This window comes from Aquabacterium sp. G14 (assembly GCF_037482285.1).
Lineage (GTDB): Bacteria > Pseudomonadota > Gammaproteobacteria > Burkholderiales > Burkholderiaceae_C > Aquabacterium.
Window position 1 is genome coordinate 21,679 of the sequence record NZ_JBBEYB010000020.1, and the last position, 17,553, is coordinate 39,231.

At 61.2% G+C, this 17,553-nt stretch carries 17 protein-coding genes; 9 read left to right on the top strand and 8 right to left on the bottom strand.

The window, feature by feature from the left end; all coding sequences use genetic code 11:
• Nucleotides 1–27 precede the first annotated feature (27 nt).
• From WIT60_RS15550 to WIT60_RS15575, 6 genes are all read right to left on the bottom strand, one after another.
• Nucleotides 28–471, bottom strand: a complete 444-nt coding sequence (locus tag WIT60_RS15550; RefSeq protein ID WP_339584785.1) for a hypothetical protein — start codon at nt 469–471, stop codon at nt 28–30.
• A gap of 167 nt (nt 472–638) precedes the next feature.
• Nucleotides 639–1,484 (bottom strand): hypothetical protein, encoded by an 846-nt coding sequence (locus tag WIT60_RS15555; protein WP_339584786.1) that lies wholly within the window; start codon nt 1,482–1,484, stop codon nt 639–641.
• 21 nt (nt 1,485–1,505) lie between these two features.
• A complete protein-coding gene (locus WIT60_RS15560; protein ID WP_339584787.1) occupies nt 1,506–1,781 on the bottom strand; it encodes a hypothetical protein in 276 nt (91 codons plus the stop codon).
• On the bottom strand, nt 1,774–3,597 hold the full coding sequence (locus WIT60_RS15565) for an AICE element replication initiation protein (RefSeq protein ID WP_339584788.1): 1,824 nt from the start codon (nt 3,595–3,597) through the stop codon (nt 1,774–1,776). The genes WIT60_RS15560 and WIT60_RS15565 overlap by 8 nt, the downstream gene beginning before the upstream one ends.
• 14 nt (nt 3,598–3,611) lie before the next feature.
• On the bottom strand, nt 3,612–3,809 hold the full coding sequence (locus WIT60_RS15570; protein ID WP_135149789.1) for a helix-turn-helix transcriptional regulator: 198 nt from the start codon (nt 3,807–3,809) through the stop codon (nt 3,612–3,614).
• Nucleotides 3,810–3,898: 89 nt separating this feature from the next.
• Nucleotides 3,899–4,516, bottom strand: coding sequence for a hypothetical protein (locus WIT60_RS15575; RefSeq protein WP_339584789.1), 618 nt, complete (start codon nt 4,514–4,516; stop codon nt 3,899–3,901).
• Nucleotides 4,517–4,585: 69 nt separating this feature from the next.
• Between WIT60_RS15575 and WIT60_RS15580 the strand changes: the two genes are divergently transcribed.
• Nucleotides 4,586–4,837, top strand: coding sequence for a type II toxin-antitoxin system ParD family antitoxin (locus WIT60_RS15580; RefSeq protein ID WP_026330371.1), 252 nt, complete (start codon nt 4,586–4,588; stop codon nt 4,835–4,837).
• A complete protein-coding gene (locus WIT60_RS15585; RefSeq protein WP_339584790.1) occupies nt 4,834–5,163 on the top strand; it encodes a type II toxin-antitoxin system RelE/ParE family toxin in 330 nt (109 codons plus the stop codon). Before WIT60_RS15580 ends, WIT60_RS15585 begins: the two co-directional genes overlap by 4 nt.
• Before the next feature lie 632 nt (nt 5,164–5,795).
• On the opposite strand, the gene WIT60_RS15590 is transcribed toward WIT60_RS15585, so the two are convergent.
• Entirely contained in the window at nt 5,796–6,281 is a 486-nt protein-coding gene (locus tag WIT60_RS15590; RefSeq protein WP_339584791.1) for a DUF3489 domain-containing protein, read from the bottom strand.
• Between the two features lie 11 nt (nt 6,282–6,292).
• Nucleotides 6,293–6,496 (bottom strand): hypothetical protein, encoded by a 204-nt coding sequence (locus tag WIT60_RS15595; protein WP_339584792.1) that lies wholly within the window; start codon nt 6,494–6,496, stop codon nt 6,293–6,295.
• A gap of 182 nt (nt 6,497–6,678) precedes the next feature.
• On the opposite strand from WIT60_RS15595, the gene WIT60_RS15600 reads away from it, so the two are divergent.
• From WIT60_RS15600 to istA, 7 genes are all read left to right on the top strand, one after another.
• The gene (locus WIT60_RS15600; RefSeq protein ID WP_066695739.1) at nt 6,679–6,885 is read left to right on the top strand and encodes a helix-turn-helix domain-containing protein; all 207 of its coding nucleotides are present in this window, start codon (nt 6,679–6,681) and stop codon (nt 6,883–6,885) included.
• 76 nt (nt 6,886–6,961) lie between these two features.
• The gene (locus tag WIT60_RS15605; protein ID WP_339584793.1) at nt 6,962–9,493 is read left to right on the top strand and encodes a site-specific DNA-methyltransferase; all 2,532 of its coding nucleotides are present in this window, start codon (nt 6,962–6,964) and stop codon (nt 9,491–9,493) included.
• Nucleotides 9,490–12,012 (top strand): DEAD/DEAH box helicase, encoded by a 2,523-nt coding sequence (locus tag WIT60_RS15610; RefSeq protein ID WP_339584794.1) that lies wholly within the window; start codon nt 9,490–9,492, stop codon nt 12,010–12,012. The genes WIT60_RS15605 and WIT60_RS15610 overlap by 4 nt, the downstream gene beginning before the upstream one ends.
• 15 nt (nt 12,013–12,027) lie before the next feature.
• Complete coding sequence (locus WIT60_RS15615; RefSeq protein ID WP_339584795.1) at nt 12,028–13,752, top strand: DUF262 domain-containing protein; 1,725 nt, start codon at nt 12,028–12,030, stop codon at nt 13,750–13,752.
• A gap of 109 nt (nt 13,753–13,861) precedes the next feature.
• The gene (locus WIT60_RS15620) at nt 13,862–14,416 is read left to right on the top strand and encodes a hypothetical protein (protein WP_339584796.1); all 555 of its coding nucleotides are present in this window, start codon (nt 13,862–13,864) and stop codon (nt 14,414–14,416) included.
• A gap of 6 nt (nt 14,417–14,422) precedes the next feature.
• The gene (locus WIT60_RS15625) at nt 14,423–15,976 is read left to right on the top strand and encodes an RNA/DNA-binding domain-containing protein (RefSeq protein ID WP_339584797.1); all 1,554 of its coding nucleotides are present in this window, start codon (nt 14,423–14,425) and stop codon (nt 15,974–15,976) included.
• A 177-nt stretch (nt 15,977–16,153) separates the two neighbouring features.
• Nucleotides 16,154–17,553 (top strand): IS21-like element ISJsp3 family transposase (gene istA, locus WIT60_RS15630; protein ID WP_339584764.1); only part of this gene is annotated, 1,400 nt, incomplete at its 3' end.

Below are 17,553 nucleotides of genomic sequence, written 5' to 3' on the forward strand. Positions count from 1 at the left end.
AACGCGCTGTGGCGACCAGAAGCCAAGTCAAACCGCGCTCTGTTCGAGGTCGTCGGCTTGCCCTGTCGCAACATCGACACGCTCTCCCAGCAGCGTCTGGGGTTTGCCGGTGCGCCGGTCCCTGATGCCCAGGATGTAGATCTCGCCGTCCCACACCCCGCAGGCCACGTCGGTGTCGCTGGCCGAGGCGGGCATCAACCAGCCGGTGATGCCATGGGGCAACTGCAGCAGGTCTTCCATCTCGTGGATGGGCCAGCGCATCGCCTCCTGGTAGTGGTCGGCAAACTCCAGGAGTTGCTGGGGTACGTCCGGGAAGTTCTCCTGGCTGAGGATGGGAATCCAGACCAGCGGCTGGCCGCTGGCAAACCAGCCTTGCACGCGCTGCTCGACTTCTGGGTTGTAGTGCTGCAGGCGTTCAACGGGCACGTGGCGGGCGCCATCGCTGGCTTGAGGTTCTGTCGTGTGGTTCATCAAAGACTCCTTGAGTGGTAACCCGGCAGGGCGCCGGGCGGTAACCGGGGTGGTAACTGGTAACCCTGTTTCGGGTTCTGTCGGTAGCGGGGCAGCGCGCTCGCGCCCCCCGTATTGCTTTATGGCGAGGAAGGACCCAATTCGCCTGTGGGCAGGTCGCGTGACGGTCAAGCCGCTGGCATTTCTGCCGCCAGTGCATCGCTGGCTGCTTCGATCAGATCGCGTGGAATCTCAACCGGGAAGCGACTTTCGTCGTGGTGGTAGTTGATCTGGCGCCGGGCCGCCGAGGCGCGAGCCAGTGCGTTCATGACCGGCATCAACTGCTCGTGCAGCTCGATTTCGGCCATCGCCGCACGGCAGTGGATGAAGTGATCCCTCGCCTTGCGCACGGCATCGGGCAGCCCAGCCAGTTGGCCCTGAATCGCATCACGCTGGCGCTCAAGTTCAGCCTGGGACGCCCGGGTGATGCGCAGCTCCACCTCCAGCTTGGTCAAGGTTTCAGGCACGACGAATTCGGCTTCGGTGTCCAGCAGCGTCCGGGATGCCGACTTCGTCTCGGTCGCAATCCGCGCTTCCAGGTCCGTCACCCGCTTGGCGATTTTGGTCAGTTGGCCATCGACCGTCTGCGCCTCAGCGGTGACCGCCTTGCGCTGCGCTATCAGATCGTCAAGCTGCTTGCGGGCCACTGCGAAGCGCTCTGGGGTGGCCAGGACCTGCTGCAGCGGACGCAGTTGGCTCTCCAGGTTGGACACCTTCGACTTGAGCCTTTCCATCCGCTGATTGGCTTCGCACAGGATGGGCCAGTGGGCTTTGGCCGCCGGTGGCGTGTTCATCGACATCGAGCCAGCGGCATCACGCAGACGATTTTGTTTCTCGCGTGCCGCAGCGTGCTCCGCTTCCGCCTCCGCCAATTCGGCTTTGAGGGGCGTGAGCTCCTGGTTGAGCGCGTCGTGCTCGGCCTTGATCTTGTCGAGGTAGGGGTTGGACTTCTTGCTGAACGGGTTCAGTTTCATGGTCATGGTCTCCAGGTTTGATCAGGGATGGACGGGGTAATGGGTATCGCCGGGCCGCGCGACGGTGCTGACCCACAGGCCTGGGCCGACCTGTTTCTTGATGCCGACCGGCGCGCCGGGGCGGCGGGGATGGCTGGAGGCCTGCCAACCCTGGTGGGAGTTGGTTTGCCCGGTCATCGCCGCAATCGCGGCAGCCAGCGGGGACAGCTGCGTTTCGGCAGAGGTGGATGGGCTGGTGGCCTGCGGCGTGATGCCGAGGGCCTTGGCCCAGACGGGGTGCAAATTGGGATTACTCACGGTGAGCTCCATATCGAGTGCCACCCTCAATGCCGGGTGGCGTGGCAGGATGGGTTTGGGAACGGATTTGGGCGATGCGCCAGCGCGCGCCCTCCCGGCTGTGGCCGAGGTGGGTGATGTCGATGCCCTTGGCGCGATAGGCCGGGGCGATGCGGCGCAACTGATCGGACAGGCCCTTGGGCGAGCGAGGCCAACTGCTGCGGTCGGGAATGCTGTGGCTGTTGAGCAGGTCGTAGAGCTGACCCGCAGTGCCCTGCCAGTTGATGGGCAGCACGCGCTCGGCGAGGTACTTGTCCAGTGCTTGCGCGACGGCATTGCTCTCCAGCGCACGGTCGATGCCCGCGCGCACGAGATCAGCGTATTGCTGCTGGAATTCGCCAGCCTCGAAACCGAGAGCACGGGCTACCGCTTCGCCCAGCCGTTCGTAATCAGCCATGCGCTGCTTCTGGGTGAGCTTGACCGTCGGCAAAATGGCCAAGGCCGCTGAGAACAGATCGAGCAAGCCCGCGAACACCTTCGGCTGATCGCGTTCCCAGCCCGCGTGGGTGTCGGCATCGTCACGCCGGGCATCTGCGGGGATGGTCGGCAGATCGACGTGAATGACCCGGTCGATCAAGTCGGGGCGTGTGGCGACCACGGCGATGCCGTTGAGCACCACCGGACGCTTGGTTTCCATGACGTGCTCTTCGCCATTGGTGTAGAGCTGGCGCGAAGCAAAGCCGCCGCCGGTGGCCAGGGTGCAAAAGGCATCCTGCTGCTCGGGCGTGAGGCCAGAGAGGTTCTCGTAACTGACCAGCCAGTTGTTGGCGGCGGCGACGAACACGTCCTCCACCGTCTTGGGTCTACCGCGCAGCATCACCTTGTTCGGATCGACCAGGCTGCGCAGCACGGACTGCGTGGTGGACTTGGCCGAGCCTTGTTCGCCCACCAGTTCCAGCACCGGGAAGGGGGTGTCCGGACGGAAGCAGTCCAGCAGCCACGCCAGCACCATCACCCGGCTGTGTGCCGGGATGTTGGTGTGCTGCCAGAGCAACCCGACATCGCCATGGGTCATCCTTGTCGGCACAGGCATCGGCAGCGGGCGCATCGAAGGCGTGCGGGTGAAATACACCGGCGATTCGTTCACCACGCGCCAGCCCTGGGGGGTGACGTGGATGGCCTGCCACTGCTCATCGGCCAGATCGATCAGGTAGCCATCTTCACAGCGGGCCGCGCGGACGTGGACTTCGATCTCATCACCGTCGTTGATGCCTGCGGCGGCGAGCGTGGCCAGGGCCGATTTCATCGTGGTCTCTGGCACACCCATTTCCTTGGCACGCCAGTACGCGGCCCGCAACCAGTCCTCGAAGCCGGAGGAATACACGCGCCAGACTTCGCGCCGACTGGGCATCGGGATCACAGCGACCGCGTTGCGATCGGCGTCGTGGTGCAACTGGCACTGCGCTCTGGCCAGCGCTACCAGTTCATCAAGCGCGCTCGCGTCGTCATCGCTGCCGGGCAGTTCATCGCGCACCAGCTTGTCGAGCACCGTCACCGAGCAATCGCGATTGGCCTTCTTGGCGGCGTGGCGCAGGCGCAAGTAGGTCGGCAGGTCCGTGGCCTTGAGGATCGAGAAGGCGCGCACCACGTCGTCCTCGGCCAGCACGCCCACGTCATCGGCCAGACGGACCAGTGCCGCCTCGATCACACCAACGGGATCGGTGTCAGGTGTCGGTGCCTTCGTTACCGCTGTATCCACCGCGACCGCGTGATGGTCGTGATGGTGGTGACGGTCGTTCTCTACTACTCCGTCCGGAGATGGGATGGGCGCGCTCATCATCACCGCCCGAATCAGCGCGAGCGTTCGATGAGATTGCGAATGTCCTCAGCGCGCCAGACCGTGGTCTTGCTGCCGAGTTTGATGCCTTGAGGGAATTTGCCTTCCCGGATGCCGGCCCACCAGGCCGAGCGGCTGATGGGGATCAGGGACAGAATCTGCGGCAACCGAACGAAGCCGGTTTCGGGCAGTGCGGGACGGGGTTGGTTCATGGCGAGCATCCGTGGTGATTGATGGATGTCGCCAGTCTGGTTCAGACGGGTATGGCAACCCGCCGAACTTCAGGTTAGTTTCCTGAAGTTCAGGATTCCCGAAAACGCTGCGGGATCTCCTTCGAGAAGGTTTTGAGGGCGGCGCCCACTTTCTTGTGGAAGGACGCGTAGCCCCGCACCTCCTCGCCAAAGAACTGCTTGGCGAGATCGTTGACGGCCTGGCCAATGGCCTCCGAATTCGGGCGCTCGCCCGCTCGGTATTTGCCTGCTGAGGCGGCCAGCAGATGTGCCATCAGCGCGATGGCCTTCAGGCTGTTCATCTCCGCCGCCTCACTGCCATCTGGCAACACCGGCTGCCGCGCCTCGTCGAACAGGAAGGCCGGGCGATCCTCGAACGGCAGTTGCTCAAACCACCTGCGCAGACTGGCCTTGTCGATCACCAGTCGATCCTTCTCCAGCAACTCGTCGATGGGCGCGCCCTTGAACACCTGCCCACGCGCGGTGACGATGCCCAGATCTTCATATTCGAGGCGCCCCGTGCGCAGGGCGGTAACCAGCGCGGCCCGCTTGGCGCTCATGCACTGGGTCTCGAAGTTCAGACTGGCGAGCTCGGCAGGCTCCACGCCACACCACAGGGCAATGGCGTCATCGATGCGGATGTGGTCGGCCAGATCCCAGTAGCGCAGGCAGTTGTTCGGGTGGGGCATGGATGCCTTCTTTCGGTAGGGTGGAATACAGGTCTTGCCAAATTTTGCCAAAGAACCCACACTTGCGCCATGAGCACGATGAACATCTCTCTCCCCGACGCCCTGAAGTCCTTCGTGGACGAGCAGGTCAGCCAGCGCGGCTATGGCACGAGCAGCGAGTACATACGTGAACTGATCCGCAAGGACCAAGACCGCCAGCAATTGCGCAAGCTGCTGTTGGCTGGAGCGGCCTCGGCCCCGGCGGCCCCTGCTGATGCCAGCTACTTCGAGGGGCTGCGGGGTCGGGTGCGCAAAGCCAACGAGCCCGCTGCCAAGGCGTGAAGGCCAAGCCCGTCATCCCGCGTGAGCAGGCCAACCGGGATGTGGACGAGGCCGTCGCCTACTACCTGAGTGAGGCGGGCGAAGCCGTGGCAATGGGCTTCGTCGATGCGCTGGAGAAGGCTTACGGGCACATCGGTCGCCATCCGGCCACCGGCTCCTCGCGCTACGCCCATGAACTCAACTTGCCGGGCCTGCGTGCATGGCCGCTGACGCGCTACCCGCACCTCGTTTTCTACGTCGAGCGCCCGGACCACATCGAAGTCTGGCGTGTGCTGCACGGCCAGCGAGACATCCCGGCGTGGATGCAGGAGCCTGACGCAGTGTGACGGTCGGATCGCCGGGCATATCTGCGTGTTCGCCGGTGTAAACAATATGTGGCGACCGTCACAACCATCACCACCGTCACGCCGGGCCATCGACCGTGATGGTTGTGACGATGGTGATGGTCACCTCCTATTGTTATGGTCGGCGCACGCACAGATGCACCAGGCGAAAGGGGTCCTTCCTTGCGACATTCCAATGCGGGGGGGCGCGAGCGCAGCATTGCGCCACCGTCCGACCAGAAAACAAGGTTTGCAGGGTTTGCGGTTCGCACCTGGCAGTGTGGGCAATCGGGCCGAAAGCCCGGTCAGCGCGGGCCTGTGCGGGATGGCGGCAACGCGGAAGGTGCGAACCTTGTTGCGTACCGGGTTTGCAGGTTTGCACCCCAGCCGAACGAAAAACGGCCAGGGTAGAAAACTCAATGCTGGCGCGGGTTTGTAGCCGATTCGCTGGCTGGGTTGCAGAAATCGGCCCACGAGCCTTTGCGCACCGTCTGACGCAGCGGACACAGCTTGTCGAAACTTTCCGTGAGGCGCGCACACGCGCACGCGTGTAGAGAGTTACGTGGAACTGCGTCAGCTGCGTCAGACCTTGGTATCGGCAAGGGCCTCCAGAAACTGGACACCCTTGGCCACAGTCAGACTACGCGATATACCCGCTCGCCGCTGCCGTTGTGTGACAGCACCACGTTCAGTCCCAGCTTCTTGCGCAGCATCCCGGAGATGGCGCCGCGCACGGAGTGCGGCTGCCAGCCGGTGGCCAGCATCAGTTGGAGACTGGTCGCGCCTTGCGGGCGGCGCAGCGCCATCACCAGTGCGGCCAGCTTGGTGCCGGGGCGGACCGGGATGCCCTCCAGAAGTTGGAGATCGCCGTTGATGTCCACCGGCTGGGCATCATCCGGCGGTGCGGGCCGCTGCAGGCCGATGGCAGCGTAGCCCGCGTCGGTCATCACGTGGCCGTCGTCGGCAGGCTCGATCCACCCGCGCTGCAGGAGTGAGGTCAGCACCGTGACCCGTGCGCCGCCGCGCAGCGTGTCGGGCGGGATCACTCGCCCATCAGGACGGCAGGCGGCAGTGCGGAGCAGCAGGCATTGGGCAGGGGAGACTTTGGGCAGCGTTTCCATCACGGACTCCCTCACTTGGCCTGGCCGTCGAAGATCGCCAGCAGGTCATCCAGCGCCTGATCCACCCGGCCAAGGTCACCGACGTGGCCCCAGTGGATGGCCTCCGGGTCGTGGCCGAAGTGGTTGTCGGCCAGTTGGCGCAGCCGGGCTACCTTGATGTGGATGGCTGCGGTGCGGGCGAGATAGGTGTCGATGGCAGTGGTCTTGGTGTTCATCGTGGGGCTCCTTGATTGGTGGATCACGCCACCATTCACGCGCTGAACGATCAAGAAGCCAAGAAAAAGATGATGCCCACGGCATCGAACCCTCGTCTGGTGGCCTTCAACCTGATAAATTGCAGTCTTTGCGATTCAAACCGACTTTATGCCGCCCCAACCGCTGCTGCCGGAGCCCTGCCATGACCGCTGAACCGTGGGTGTCCGTGGACCAGATTGCCGAGCATCTGGGTGTCACGCGCGACTCGATCTACCGCTGGATCGACCGCAAAGGCCTGCCAGCGCACCGCGTGGGTCGGTTGTGGAAGTTCCAAGTTTCCGAGGTGGATGACTGGGTGCGCGCCGGTGGTGCCGATGAGCATGCGGCTCCGGAAGAAAAGGGCTCGTGATGACCGGCCCCATCGAATTGCTGAATGAACACGAGTCTGCAGCCCGTGAGGGCTGGTAGGCCAAAAGGAGGGAAGTTTGTCCGCCATTGATACCCTGATCGCCCAAATCAGCGATCCCCGACTGCGCGAGCGACTCACCGCAGAGTGGGACAACGCGAAGAAAGAAAAGAAATTCGGCCTGGTGTTTGAAGATCACCTGCCGGAGTTGTTGCCGCTGCACGGCGCCAAGCCACGCAAGGGCGATCTGGTGTGTCGCCGTCAGGGTGCGCTGAAAGATGTGTGGCAAATCAAGTCCATCCACGCGGGCGTAGCGACCTGCGTTAAACCCAGCAACGAGGCCCACCCCAGCGAACCGACCCGCGCCGCGGCAGAGCCGGTGCAGTTCATGGTGGATGAACTGCTGGTGGTGCGTGAATTTGGCGAGCCGATCTTCCCCGCGCTGGTGCCGGTAGATGCCGTGGCCAACGGCCCGCTTGACGCCCCCTGGCACACGCTGATCGAGGCCGACAACTACCACGCGCTGCAATTGCTGGATTACCTGTATGCCGGTCAGGTCGATTGCATCTACATCGACCCGCCCTACAACACCGGCGCGCGCGACTGGAAGTACAACAACGACTACGTGGACGGCAACGATGGCTGGCGGCACAGCAAGTGGCTGGCCTTCATGGAAAAGCGCTTGAAACTGGCCAAGCGCCTGCTCAAGCCGGATACCGGGGTGCTGATCGTCACGATTGACGAAAAAGAGTATTTGCACCTTGGGATGTTGCTCGAACAGCAGTTTCCAGAAGCTCGAATTCAGATGATCAGCACCATGATCAACCCTGCAGTAGTTGCGCGTGCTGGAGGCTTCGGTCGGGCAGACGAATACATCTTTGTGGTTATGTTTGGTCAAGCAGCACCAAATCGACTTCGACTCAGTCGCGAATGGGTTTCAGGAAAGGGGCGAACCCACACAGGAAATATTCGTTGGGATCTACTTCGGCGCTCGGGCACGAATGCCGAGAGGAGTCACTCCCCTGGCTGTTTTTATCCGATCTACGTCAATCCAAAGACAAAGGCAATCGAAAAAGTCGGTTCAGCATTGCCTGAAGGTGTTTCCGTTGCGGAACAAATCCCAGGTCTCGTTGCTGTTCTGCCAATTCGCAAAAACAAAACAGAAGGCAACTGGCAATGGTCACCTGAAACGTTCAAAGAGCGTATGCGGCTTGGACGTGTACGTGTTGGGGGTAACGAAAAACGCGGTTTTGTAATTTACATTTTGAAGGACGGTGAATACGCCAAGATTCAACGCGGGGAGTTCCAAGAGGCCGGACGCGCGGCAGATGGTTCAATAATTGTTGAGGATGCCGACGCCAGCTTCGTGCTGGCCGTACCCGGTAGTCAATGGCGAATCGCTAGTCACGATGCCACTCAGTATGGCTCTCGGCTACTGGGCGACATTCTTCCAGATCGCCGCTTCCCATTCCCCAAAAGTTTGTATGCCGTAAGGGACACGCTACGGTTCTATCTCGAAGACAAACCCACCGCTTTGACGGTGGACTTCTTCGCAGGCAGCGGCACCACGCTAAATGCCGTCAACCTGCTCAACGCCACCGACGGCGGCCAGCGCCGCTGCATTCTGGTCACCAATAACGAAGTCTCCGCCGAGGAGGCTGCGGCACTGAGCGCACGCGGCCTGCAACCCGGCGATGCAGAGTGGGAGGCCCAAGGCATCTGCCGTTCGGTGACCTGGCCGCGCAGCAAGTACACCATCCTGGGCCGGCGGGACAATGGCTCGGTGCTGACCGGTGAATACCTGACCGGCAAAACCGTGGAGCGCGAGAAAGCGCGCAGCTTCACACAGATCGGCTTTGTCGATCCGGCACAGCTCGACACACTGCCCAAGAAGAAGCAGGTGGTGGCGCTGATCGATGGCCTGCCACAGACGCTGGTGAAAGATCCGTGCCCCTTCATCGTGTCGGAAGACCACAAGGCCAGCGTGCTGTTTGACCCAGCAGCCGCAGAAGATTGGCTGGAGGCACTCGACGGACAAGAGCACATCACCGACTTCTACATCGTCACGCCCGTCAAGCGTGTGTTCGACCAGTTGAAGGCGCAGGTGGCCGAACTGCTCGGCCCGATTCTGGTGCCGGAGGAAGAAAAGCGCCCGATGAGCGCAGGCTTTGCCGCCAACCTCGCCTACTTCAAGCTGGATTTTCTGGAGCGCGAACGCGTGTCGCTACGCCGTGCCTTCCACGAAATCCTGCCGCTGCTGTGGCTGAAGGCCGGGGCCGTGGGGCCGCGACCGGAGTTGAAGCGTGGCGAGCCGGAGCCGGTGCTGTTTGCGCCAGAGGGCAGCAATTTCGTGGTGCTGCTGGATGAAACCCGCATGGGCCGCTTGCTGAAGTCGCTGGAAGGTCGCACCGGCTTGTCGCAGGTGTTCATCGTCACCGACGCGGACGAATCCTTCAAAACCATGGCGCAGGACGTGCGCGAGGTGGCGGGCAAGGCCAACCCCGGCTTGGCGGTGGTGCAGTTGTACCGCGATTACCTGCTCAATTTCATGATCAACAAGAATCAGGACCGCGCTGCCGGTCCGGCTGGCACACAGGGAGCGCGGGCATGAAGGTCACGCTGTTCGATTTTCAGAAAGACGCGCTGAACAAATTGCGCGAAGCCTTGGTGAGCGCGCGCAAGGCCGTTTCGCCAGATAACCAGCAGGTCATCGCCTTGTCGGCGGCTACCGGCAGCGGCAAGACCATCATGATGACGGCGCTGTTCGAGGCGATTCTGGACGAGCCCGATGACCAGCTGGCCTGGCCGCTGGACTGGGCTCCGCAGCCCGATGCCGTCATCCTGTGGGTGTCGGACATGCCCGAGCTCAACGAGCAGACCAAGCTGAAGATTGAGAGCAAATCGGACAAGGTGTACCGGGTTAATCAGCTCATCACCATCGACGCGCATTTCGACGCGCCCCGGCTGGATGGCGGGCGCATCTATTTCATCAACACGCAGAAGCTGGCCGTCAATCAGCCGCTGACCAACCGTGGCGATGGCCGTGAGCATCTGATCTGGGAAACGCTGACCAACACCGCGCGAGCGATTCCCGATCGCTTCTATGTGGTGATCGACGAGGCGCACCGCGGCATGACCTCGGGCAAGGGGGCGCAGGCTGCGCAAACCTTGATGCAGCGCTTCTTGTTGGGCTACCCCGAGGTGGGCCTGGTCAAGATGCCGATGGTGATTGGGGTGTCGGCCACGCCCAAGCGATTCCTGGATTTGATGGCGAATGCCGAGCACACCGTGACCACGCACAAGGTGGCCGTGCCGGCGGAGGAAGTGCGCAAGTCCGGCCTGCTGAAAGACCGCATCCTGATTCATCACCCTGAAGCCGCCACCACGGCGGAAATGGCGCTTTTGGAAGAAGCGGCCCGACGCTGGGGGCAGATGACCGCGGCATGGGGCGCGTATTGCCAAGACGAAAAGGAGCAAACCATCTGGCCGGTGCTGGTGGTTCAGGTTGAGAACGGTTCGGACCGGCAACTGACCAAGACCGACCTCGGTGCAGCGCTGACCGTTATTGAGAGCGCCATCGGACGCCGCCTGAACGAAGGCGAGGTCGCCCATGCGATGCATGACACGGGTGACCTGGACGTGGGCGGCCGCCGGGTGCGCAAGGTGGAAGCCTCGCGCATTGATGCCGACAAAAACATCGGTGTGGTGTTCTTCAAGACCAGCCTGTCCACTGGCTGGGATTGCCCGCGCGCCGAGGTGATGATGTCGTTCCGCCGTGCGGAAGACCACACTTACATTGCCCAGTTGCTGGGCCGGATGGTGCGCACACCGCTGGCACGCCGTATCGAAAAGGATGCCGCGCTGAACGATGTGCATTTGTTCTTGCCGTACTTCGATACGGGTGCCGTGGAAAGCGTGGTGGCCTCGCTGCATAACGCCGAAGATGTCCCGCCCGCTGAAACGGGCTCCAGCCGCAATCTGGTGGTGCTCAAGCGGCGCGATGGCTGCGAGTCCATCTTTGCGGCCCTCGACGAATTGATCACCTACCGTGTGAATGCCGCTCGGGCGCAAAGCCCGCTGCGCCGTTATATGGCCATCTCACGCAGTCTGACCATTGATGAGATTGATGACGAAGCCTGGGGCCAGGCCAAGCAGCAGATTGCCGAGTGGATGGGGCTGCGCATTGCAGCGATCAAGGCAGCAGGCCAGTTCGATGCTGCGGCCAAAGCGATCACGCAGGTTGGCCTGCGCACATTGGCTGTCAACAACGGCACTGGCGTAGCTGAGCCAACTGCGGACTATCACATTGATGCCTCAGACGTGGACATTGATCGGCTGTTCGAAGAGGCCGGACGTGCCTTTAGCCACGGTTTGCAAATGGAGTATTGGCGTACGCACGCGGATCGCGATGCGCTGGAAGTCAAGGTAGAGGCCATCGTCCTGGCACGCAACGCGGCAGAAATGGCAGTGCTGGAATCGTTGGCAGAAACCGCCTTCGATGGTCTTTACGACCAGCACAAGAAGGCCATCTACAAACTCAAGGAGCAGCGGCGCATCAACTACGAGAAGTTGCGGCTGGCGACGGCCAAGCCCAACGAGGTGCCATGGCAATTACCGGCATCCATCGACTTCAAGCGACTGCCGACTGATCCCCTCTGGGAGCGCCATCTGTATGTGGAAGGCAACGGCCAGTTCCGTGCCGAATTGGGCTCCTGGGAGGCCGGGGTGTTGAAGGAAGAACTGGCCAAGCCTGAAGTGGTCGGCTGGTTGCGCAATCTGGATCGCAAGCCGTGGTCGCTGGAGATTCCGTATGAGACCGGCGGTGATGTGCGACCCATGTTCCCGGATTTGGTTGTGGTGCGCCAAGTCGGCAGCGAATTTGCCATCGACATTCTGGAGCCCCACGACCCGAGTCTTAGCGATAACTTTGAGAAAGCGGTCGGGTTGGCAAAGTTTGCGAAAAAGCACGGCGGGCTGTTCGGGCGCATCCAACTGATCCGCAAGCAGTCTTCGGCTGGTGGCGAACATTTCGCGCGCCTGGAAATCAACCAGGCCGCCACGATCAAGAAGCTGCTGCTCATCACCAGCAACCCGCAGCTCGATGATCTGTTTGCTGCTGCATCCAGGTAATCCCAGGGAGTGGAAATGAGTTCAAGTAAAAAGGGGCAAATCGAGAGCGCCAAAATTGTCATCGGTGAGGTGTTCTCACGTTTCTGGTTCCGCATCCCGGATTACCAGCGTGCTTACGTCTGGGGCAAAGATGAAATTTCCGAGCTGATCGACGATGTGAACTACGCCAGCGAGCACAACCCGGAAGGGCAGTATTTCCTAGGCTCGATGGTCTTGCGCAAAGCTACTCGCATCACCGATGGTGTGAGCTTTGAGGAGTACGAACTGCTGGATGGTCAGCAGCGCCTGACGACGCTGATGCTGATGTTGGCGTGCATTCGTGACCGGGTGGTGGACGACAAACTCAAGGGCGCTTGCCGGGAGATGCTGTTCCAAGAAGAGAATAAGTGGAAGAAGATCCCCGGCCGCAATCGCATTGTCTATGACATTCGCGATAACGTTGGTGCCTTTATCGAGCGCTACATCAAGACAGACGACGGGTCGCGCAGTATGGACTTGTCTGGCATCGCTGCCAGCAAGAACCTGTCACTTGCAAACATGGCTGCAGGCATGCAGACCATTCACGCCAGTTTTGATGACACAGGCCGCTTCCCGACAGCCGCAGACCTTGATCGCTTTGTCGGATATTTGCTGAACAACGCCCTGTTCATCTACGTGTCGACGGAGGATCTGGACGACGCTTTCCGCCTCTTCACCATCCTTAATGACCGCGGTATCCCCCTGTCAAACAGCGACATCCTCAAGGCCAAAAACCTTGGCGCTATCAGCAAGGAAAGCGAGCGCATCAAATGGGCCGAGTACTGGGAGGAGGTCGAGGGCGAAATGGGCCGTGATGAATTCGACCGTTTCCTGTCGCTAGTGCGCACGATTTACGTCAAAGACAAAGCGCGCGAGGGTCTGCTCAAGGAATTCGATGAGCGCATCTACGGCACCAAACCACCGTTGCTGGCGCTGGGCACTGACAGTTTTGAGGCGGTGAAAGCCTACAAGGACGCTTTCGACGAGGCGATCCAGTTTGATGGCCTGCCAGCCAGCCTTGGCAATGCGTACCGCAACCGCATCAACGTGATGCGCCGTGGTTTGCCTGCCACCGATTGGATTCCGCCGGTGCTGGCCTGGTATCGCAAATTCAAGGCTCAGAAACTGCTCGACCTGATCGAACGCATCGATAACAAATTTTCGGCCGACTGGATTGTGCAGCTGACACCGACCCAGCGGATCAGCAACATGAACGATGTGCTCAAGGCCATCGAGTCAGCCAAGACTCCCGACGATGTCTTGGCCAGCAAGGTTTTCGATTTCGACCGTAAGCAGTTGATGGCTTTGCTCGACGGTGCGATCTATGGGCGCCGCTTTGCCCGGTATGTGCTGTTGCGTTTGGAATATCTGCTGGCCAGTCATGCCGCTCCATTGAACTTACCCGACGAAATCAGCGTCGAGCACATCCTGCCGCAGACGCCGGGTAAAACCAGCCAATGGCTCAAGGACTTCACGGAGGAACAGAGAGAGGCGTGGCTGCACCGGCTTGGCAATTTAATGCTGCTGTCACGACGCAAAAACACCTCACTTGGCAATCTGGACTTTGCCGACAAACGAGTGCGCTACTTTGAGGACCGAGTCGAAAGTTTGCCAAACTCCCAACGTCTCTTGGCTTTGGGAGCTTTCACGCTGAGTGACCTGGAGTCTCGACACCAAGACTTGCTGAACCGTCTGGCTGGATCGTATGGGGTAAAACCATGACATTTCGGCGAATGCGTGAGGATGACATCATCGCTCGTTTATTGGCAACCGAATGCCTGCCGGCAACCATTAAGGCGTGCTTAATGGTTCGGGCCACGGACTGATTCGCATGGCAACGAAGAAAACCACCAAAGCCACGCCCAGTTGGAGCGACGTCAAAACCAAGCTGGCCGATTTCGACCGCGCCGGTTTGCTGGGGCTGGTGCAAGACCTGTACGCCGCCAGCAAGGACAACAAGGCGTTTTTGCACGCTCGTTTTGGGCTGGGCGACGACCCGCTGGAGCCCTTCAAGGATGTAATCATCCGATGGATCAACCCGCCTGACTTTCGCAACCCGATCTCGGTCAGCAAGGCCAAGAAGGCCATCAGCGATTACAAGAAGGCACTGGGCCAGCCAGAGGGATTGGCCGAACTCACGGTGTTTTACTGCGAGGAAGTGTTCGATTTTCTGGCCGGTTGCGGCATGGACGACGAAGGCTTTTATGACGCCCTGGTTCGAATGTTCGAGCAGGCGCTGAAATATGTGCTGGCACTTCCCAAGGGGCAGCAGGCGGCATTTCTTGGGCGGCTGGATCGGGTGCGTCAGTTGGGGCAAAACGTCGGTTGGGGTGTGGGCGATGGTTTCGACCATTTCTGGTCGGAAGCCGGCTTAGCGGGGGGATAAAAGAGTATGAGCAAGCTCCCGATCAATCTCCATGATCTGCTGCGCCAACGCACGGTCGAGGGTGAGCGCATCGAGTACAAGGCCGGGTGGAATCCGGACGCGATCATCCGCACCCTGTGCGCCTTTGCCAACGACTTCGAAAACCTCGGCGGCGGTTATGTTGTGATCGGGCAGGATTGTGATGCCAATGGCCAACCTGTGTTTCCACCCGTGGGGTTGGCGGACAACCACTTGGACAAGATTCAGCAGGAATTGCTGGCCGCCTGCCAGTTGATCCAGCCGCCGTACTTCCCAGTGTTGAGCATCGAGAACGTCGAGGGTTGCAAGCTGATCGTGCTGTGGGCGCCCGGCGGTCAGAACCGACCTTACAAGGCACCGGAAGCCGTCACCGCCAACAAGAAAACATGGCGTTATTACATCCGGCGCTACAGCAGCACTGTCGAGGCCAAGGGCGAGGCCGAGCAGGAGTTACTGAGCCTGGCCGCCAGGGTGCCATTCGATGACCGATACAACCAGTCGGCACGGATCGATGATCTGTCCAAGCCGTTGATGCAGGCCTTTTTGCAGGAGGTGGGCAGCACGCTGGCAGAGGATGCGCCCGGGCTGTCGGTCGAGGCCTTGGCCCGGCAGATGAATGTGGCGGGCGGACCCACCGAATCACCGTGGCCCAAGAACGTGGGCTTGCTTTTTTTCAATGAAACACCGGAGCGCTTCTTCCCGGGTGTGCAAATCGATGTTGTCTGGTTTCCTGAAGGCGCGGGCGGGGATCGCTTTGAGGAAAAGATATTCAAAGGCCCGCTGGCGCGGATGACGCGCGAGGCTTTGAGCTACATCCAACGCAACTACCTTCGCGAGACGGTCATCAAGCATCCCGACCGCGCCGAAGCCACGCGGGTTTGGAACTTCCCTTACGCTGCCATCGAGGAGGCCTTGGTCAACGCGGTCTATCACCGGTCCTACGAGGAGCGCGAGCCCATCGAGGTGCGCATCAGCAATGAAGAACTGGTCATTCTGAGCTTTCCCGGCCCTGATCGGTCGATCCGTTTGGAGGATTTTCAGGCGGGGCGTGCGGTCAGCCGCCGCTACCGCAACCGGCGTATCGGTGAATTCCTGAAAGAGCTTGATCTGACGGAAGGTCGCTCGACGGGCATCCCAAAAATCCTCAAGGTGATGGCCGCCAATGGCTCGCCCGCGCCCCTGTTTGAATCAGATGAGGATCGGCTTTCGTTTGTGATCCGGCTGCCCTGCCATCCGTTGGCCCGGTCGGTGCCCCCCGAAGTCACCGGGGAAGTCGCCCCCGAAGTTACCCCTGAAGTCGCCCCCGAAGTTGTGCGTGTCGTGTTGGCATTGCACGAAGAATTGTCCCGGACAGGGCTGCAGCAGGCCCTGGATCTGAAGGACGAAAAGCATTTCCGGAAGGCATACCTGTTGCCCGCGCTCGCTTCTGGCCTGGTGGAGATGACCCGACCCGAAACGCCGCGCAGCAGTAAGCAACGCTACCGGCGGACTCGCCTTGGGCAGCGCTGGCTGGAGACGCATCAGGGTAATAGTGCGTGCTGAGTTATGGGGAAACACCCGCAAGCCCGTAACAACCCGCAGAGGTGCTCATAAGCTCGGGAGTGTTGGCGCCTACCGAAAACTGAGCCACTTATGAGGGGTGTGCCGATCTAAAACTGAGCCAGGTGTTCAACCTACTCTGCTGCTTTTTGATGCAGCGGGGTTCGAGGAGTGATCACCATGGACATGATCGGCAGAATCCGGCGGCTGCACAGCCGAGGCAAGAAGTCAGAGCGGGAGATCTCGCGGATGACGGGGCTATCGCGCAACACGATAGCCAAGTGGCTCAAGGCGCCATTGGATGGCGAGCCCAAGTACCGGCGAATCGAGCAGCCGGGCAAGTTGACGGCCTTCCACGAGGTTCTCAGGCAGGCGCTCAAGGCCGATGCCTATCGGGCCAAGCACGAGCGCCGCACGGCACGGGCGCTGTACAGCGAACTCAAGTCGGCAGGTTACGAAGGCGGCTACAGCCGCGTGACGGACTTCATCCGCCAGTGGCGCCAAGGCGAGGGGCAAGCGGTAGCGACGCGAGCCTTCGTGCCCTTGTCGTTCGAGCTGGGCGAGGCATTCCAGTTCGACTGGAGCGAAGAAGGCCTGGTGGTGGGCGGCATTTACTACCGGCTGCAGGTCTCGCACATGAAGCTGTGTGCCAGCCGTGCGTTCTGGCTGGTGGCGTATCCCAGTCAGGGACACGAGATGCTGTTCGATGCGCACACGCGCAGCTTTGCGGCGCTGGGTGGGGTGGCCAGGCGCGGCATCTACGACAACATGAAGACGGCGGTGGACCAGGTCAAGAAGGGCAAGGGCCGAGTGGTCAACGCACGCTTTGCGGTGATGTGCGCGCACTACCTGTTCGACGCCGACTTCTGCAACGTGGCCAGTGGCTGGGAGAAGGGGGTCGTCGAGAAGAACGTGCAAGATAGCAGGCGGCGAATCTGGATTGATGCGGCCAAGCAGCGCTTTGGCTCCTTTGCAGAACTCAACGCCTGGCTGGGCGAGCGCTGTCGCAGCCTGTGGGCGGAGGTTCGCCACCCAGAGCATTCGCAGTTCAGTGTGGCCGAGATGCTGGAGCATGAACGTGCCCATTTGATGTCAATGCCGCAGCCCTTTGACGGCTATGTGGAGCGCCCGGCGAGGGTGACCAGCACCTGCTTGGTCTCGGTCGCACGCAACCGTTACTCGGTGCCTTGCGAGCTGGCCGGGCAGATGGTCAGCACCCGGCTGTACCCGACGCGGGTGGTCGTGGTGGCCAACGATGAGGTGGTGGCGCAGCATGAGCGATTCAGTGACCGTGGACAGACCCGCTATGACTGGCAGCACTACATCCCGCTGGTGCAAAGAAAGCCCGGTGCGCTGCGCAATGGCGCACCGTTTGCCGACCTCCCCCCGGCCTTGCAGCAGTTGCGCAGAGGGCTGCTACGCCAGGCCGGTGGCGACCGTGTCATGGCGCAGGTACTGGCCATTGTGAGCACAGCTGGCCTGGATGCGGTGCTGGTGGCAGTTGAATTGGCGCTGGAGAGCGCGCCACCGTCTGGCAAGGTCAGCGTCGAGCATGTGATCAATGTTCTGAGCAGGCTCAA

Bases quoted from the DNA above. Each gene is read 5' to 3' on its own strand.
- WIT60_RS15555 (WP_339584786.1), bottom strand. From the start codon at position 1,484: ATGAAACTGAACCCGTTCAGCAAGAAGTCCAACCCCTACCTCGACAAG.
- WIT60_RS15550 (WP_339584785.1), bottom strand. From the start codon at position 471: ATGAACCACACGACAGAACCTCAAGCCAGCGATGGCGCCCGCCACGTG.
- WIT60_RS15610 (WP_339584794.1), top strand. From the start codon at position 9,490: ATGAAGGTCACGCTGTTCGATTTTCAGAAAGACGCGCTGAACAAATTG.
- WIT60_RS15575 (WP_339584789.1), bottom strand. From the start codon at position 4,516: ATGCCCCACCCGAACAACTGCCTGCGCTACTGGGATCTGGCCGACCAC.
- WIT60_RS15580 (WP_026330371.1), top strand. From the start codon at position 4,586: ATGAGCACGATGAACATCTCTCTCCCCGACGCCCTGAAGTCCTTCGTG.
- WIT60_RS15590 (WP_339584791.1), bottom strand. From the start codon at position 6,281: ATGGAAACGCTGCCCAAAGTCTCCCCTGCCCAATGCCTGCTGCTCCGC.
- WIT60_RS15565 (WP_339584788.1), bottom strand. From the start codon at position 3,597: ATGAGCGCGCCCATCCCATCTCCGGACGGAGTAGTAGAGAACGACCGT.
- WIT60_RS15620 (WP_339584796.1), top strand. From the start codon at position 13,862: ATGGCAACGAAGAAAACCACCAAAGCCACGCCCAGTTGGAGCGACGTC.
- WIT60_RS15600 (WP_066695739.1), top strand. From the start codon at position 6,679: ATGACCGCTGAACCGTGGGTGTCCGTGGACCAGATTGCCGAGCATCTG.
- WIT60_RS15570 (WP_135149789.1), bottom strand. From the start codon at position 3,809: ATGAACCAACCCCGTCCCGCACTGCCCGAAACCGGCTTCGTTCGGTTG.
- WIT60_RS15595 (WP_339584792.1), bottom strand. From the start codon at position 6,496: ATGAACACCAAGACCACTGCCATCGACACCTATCTCGCCCGCACCGCA.
- WIT60_RS15615 (WP_339584795.1), top strand. From the start codon at position 12,028: ATGAGTTCAAGTAAAAAGGGGCAAATCGAGAGCGCCAAAATTGTCATC.
- WIT60_RS15625 (WP_339584797.1), top strand. From the start codon at position 14,423: ATGAGCAAGCTCCCGATCAATCTCCATGATCTGCTGCGCCAACGCACG.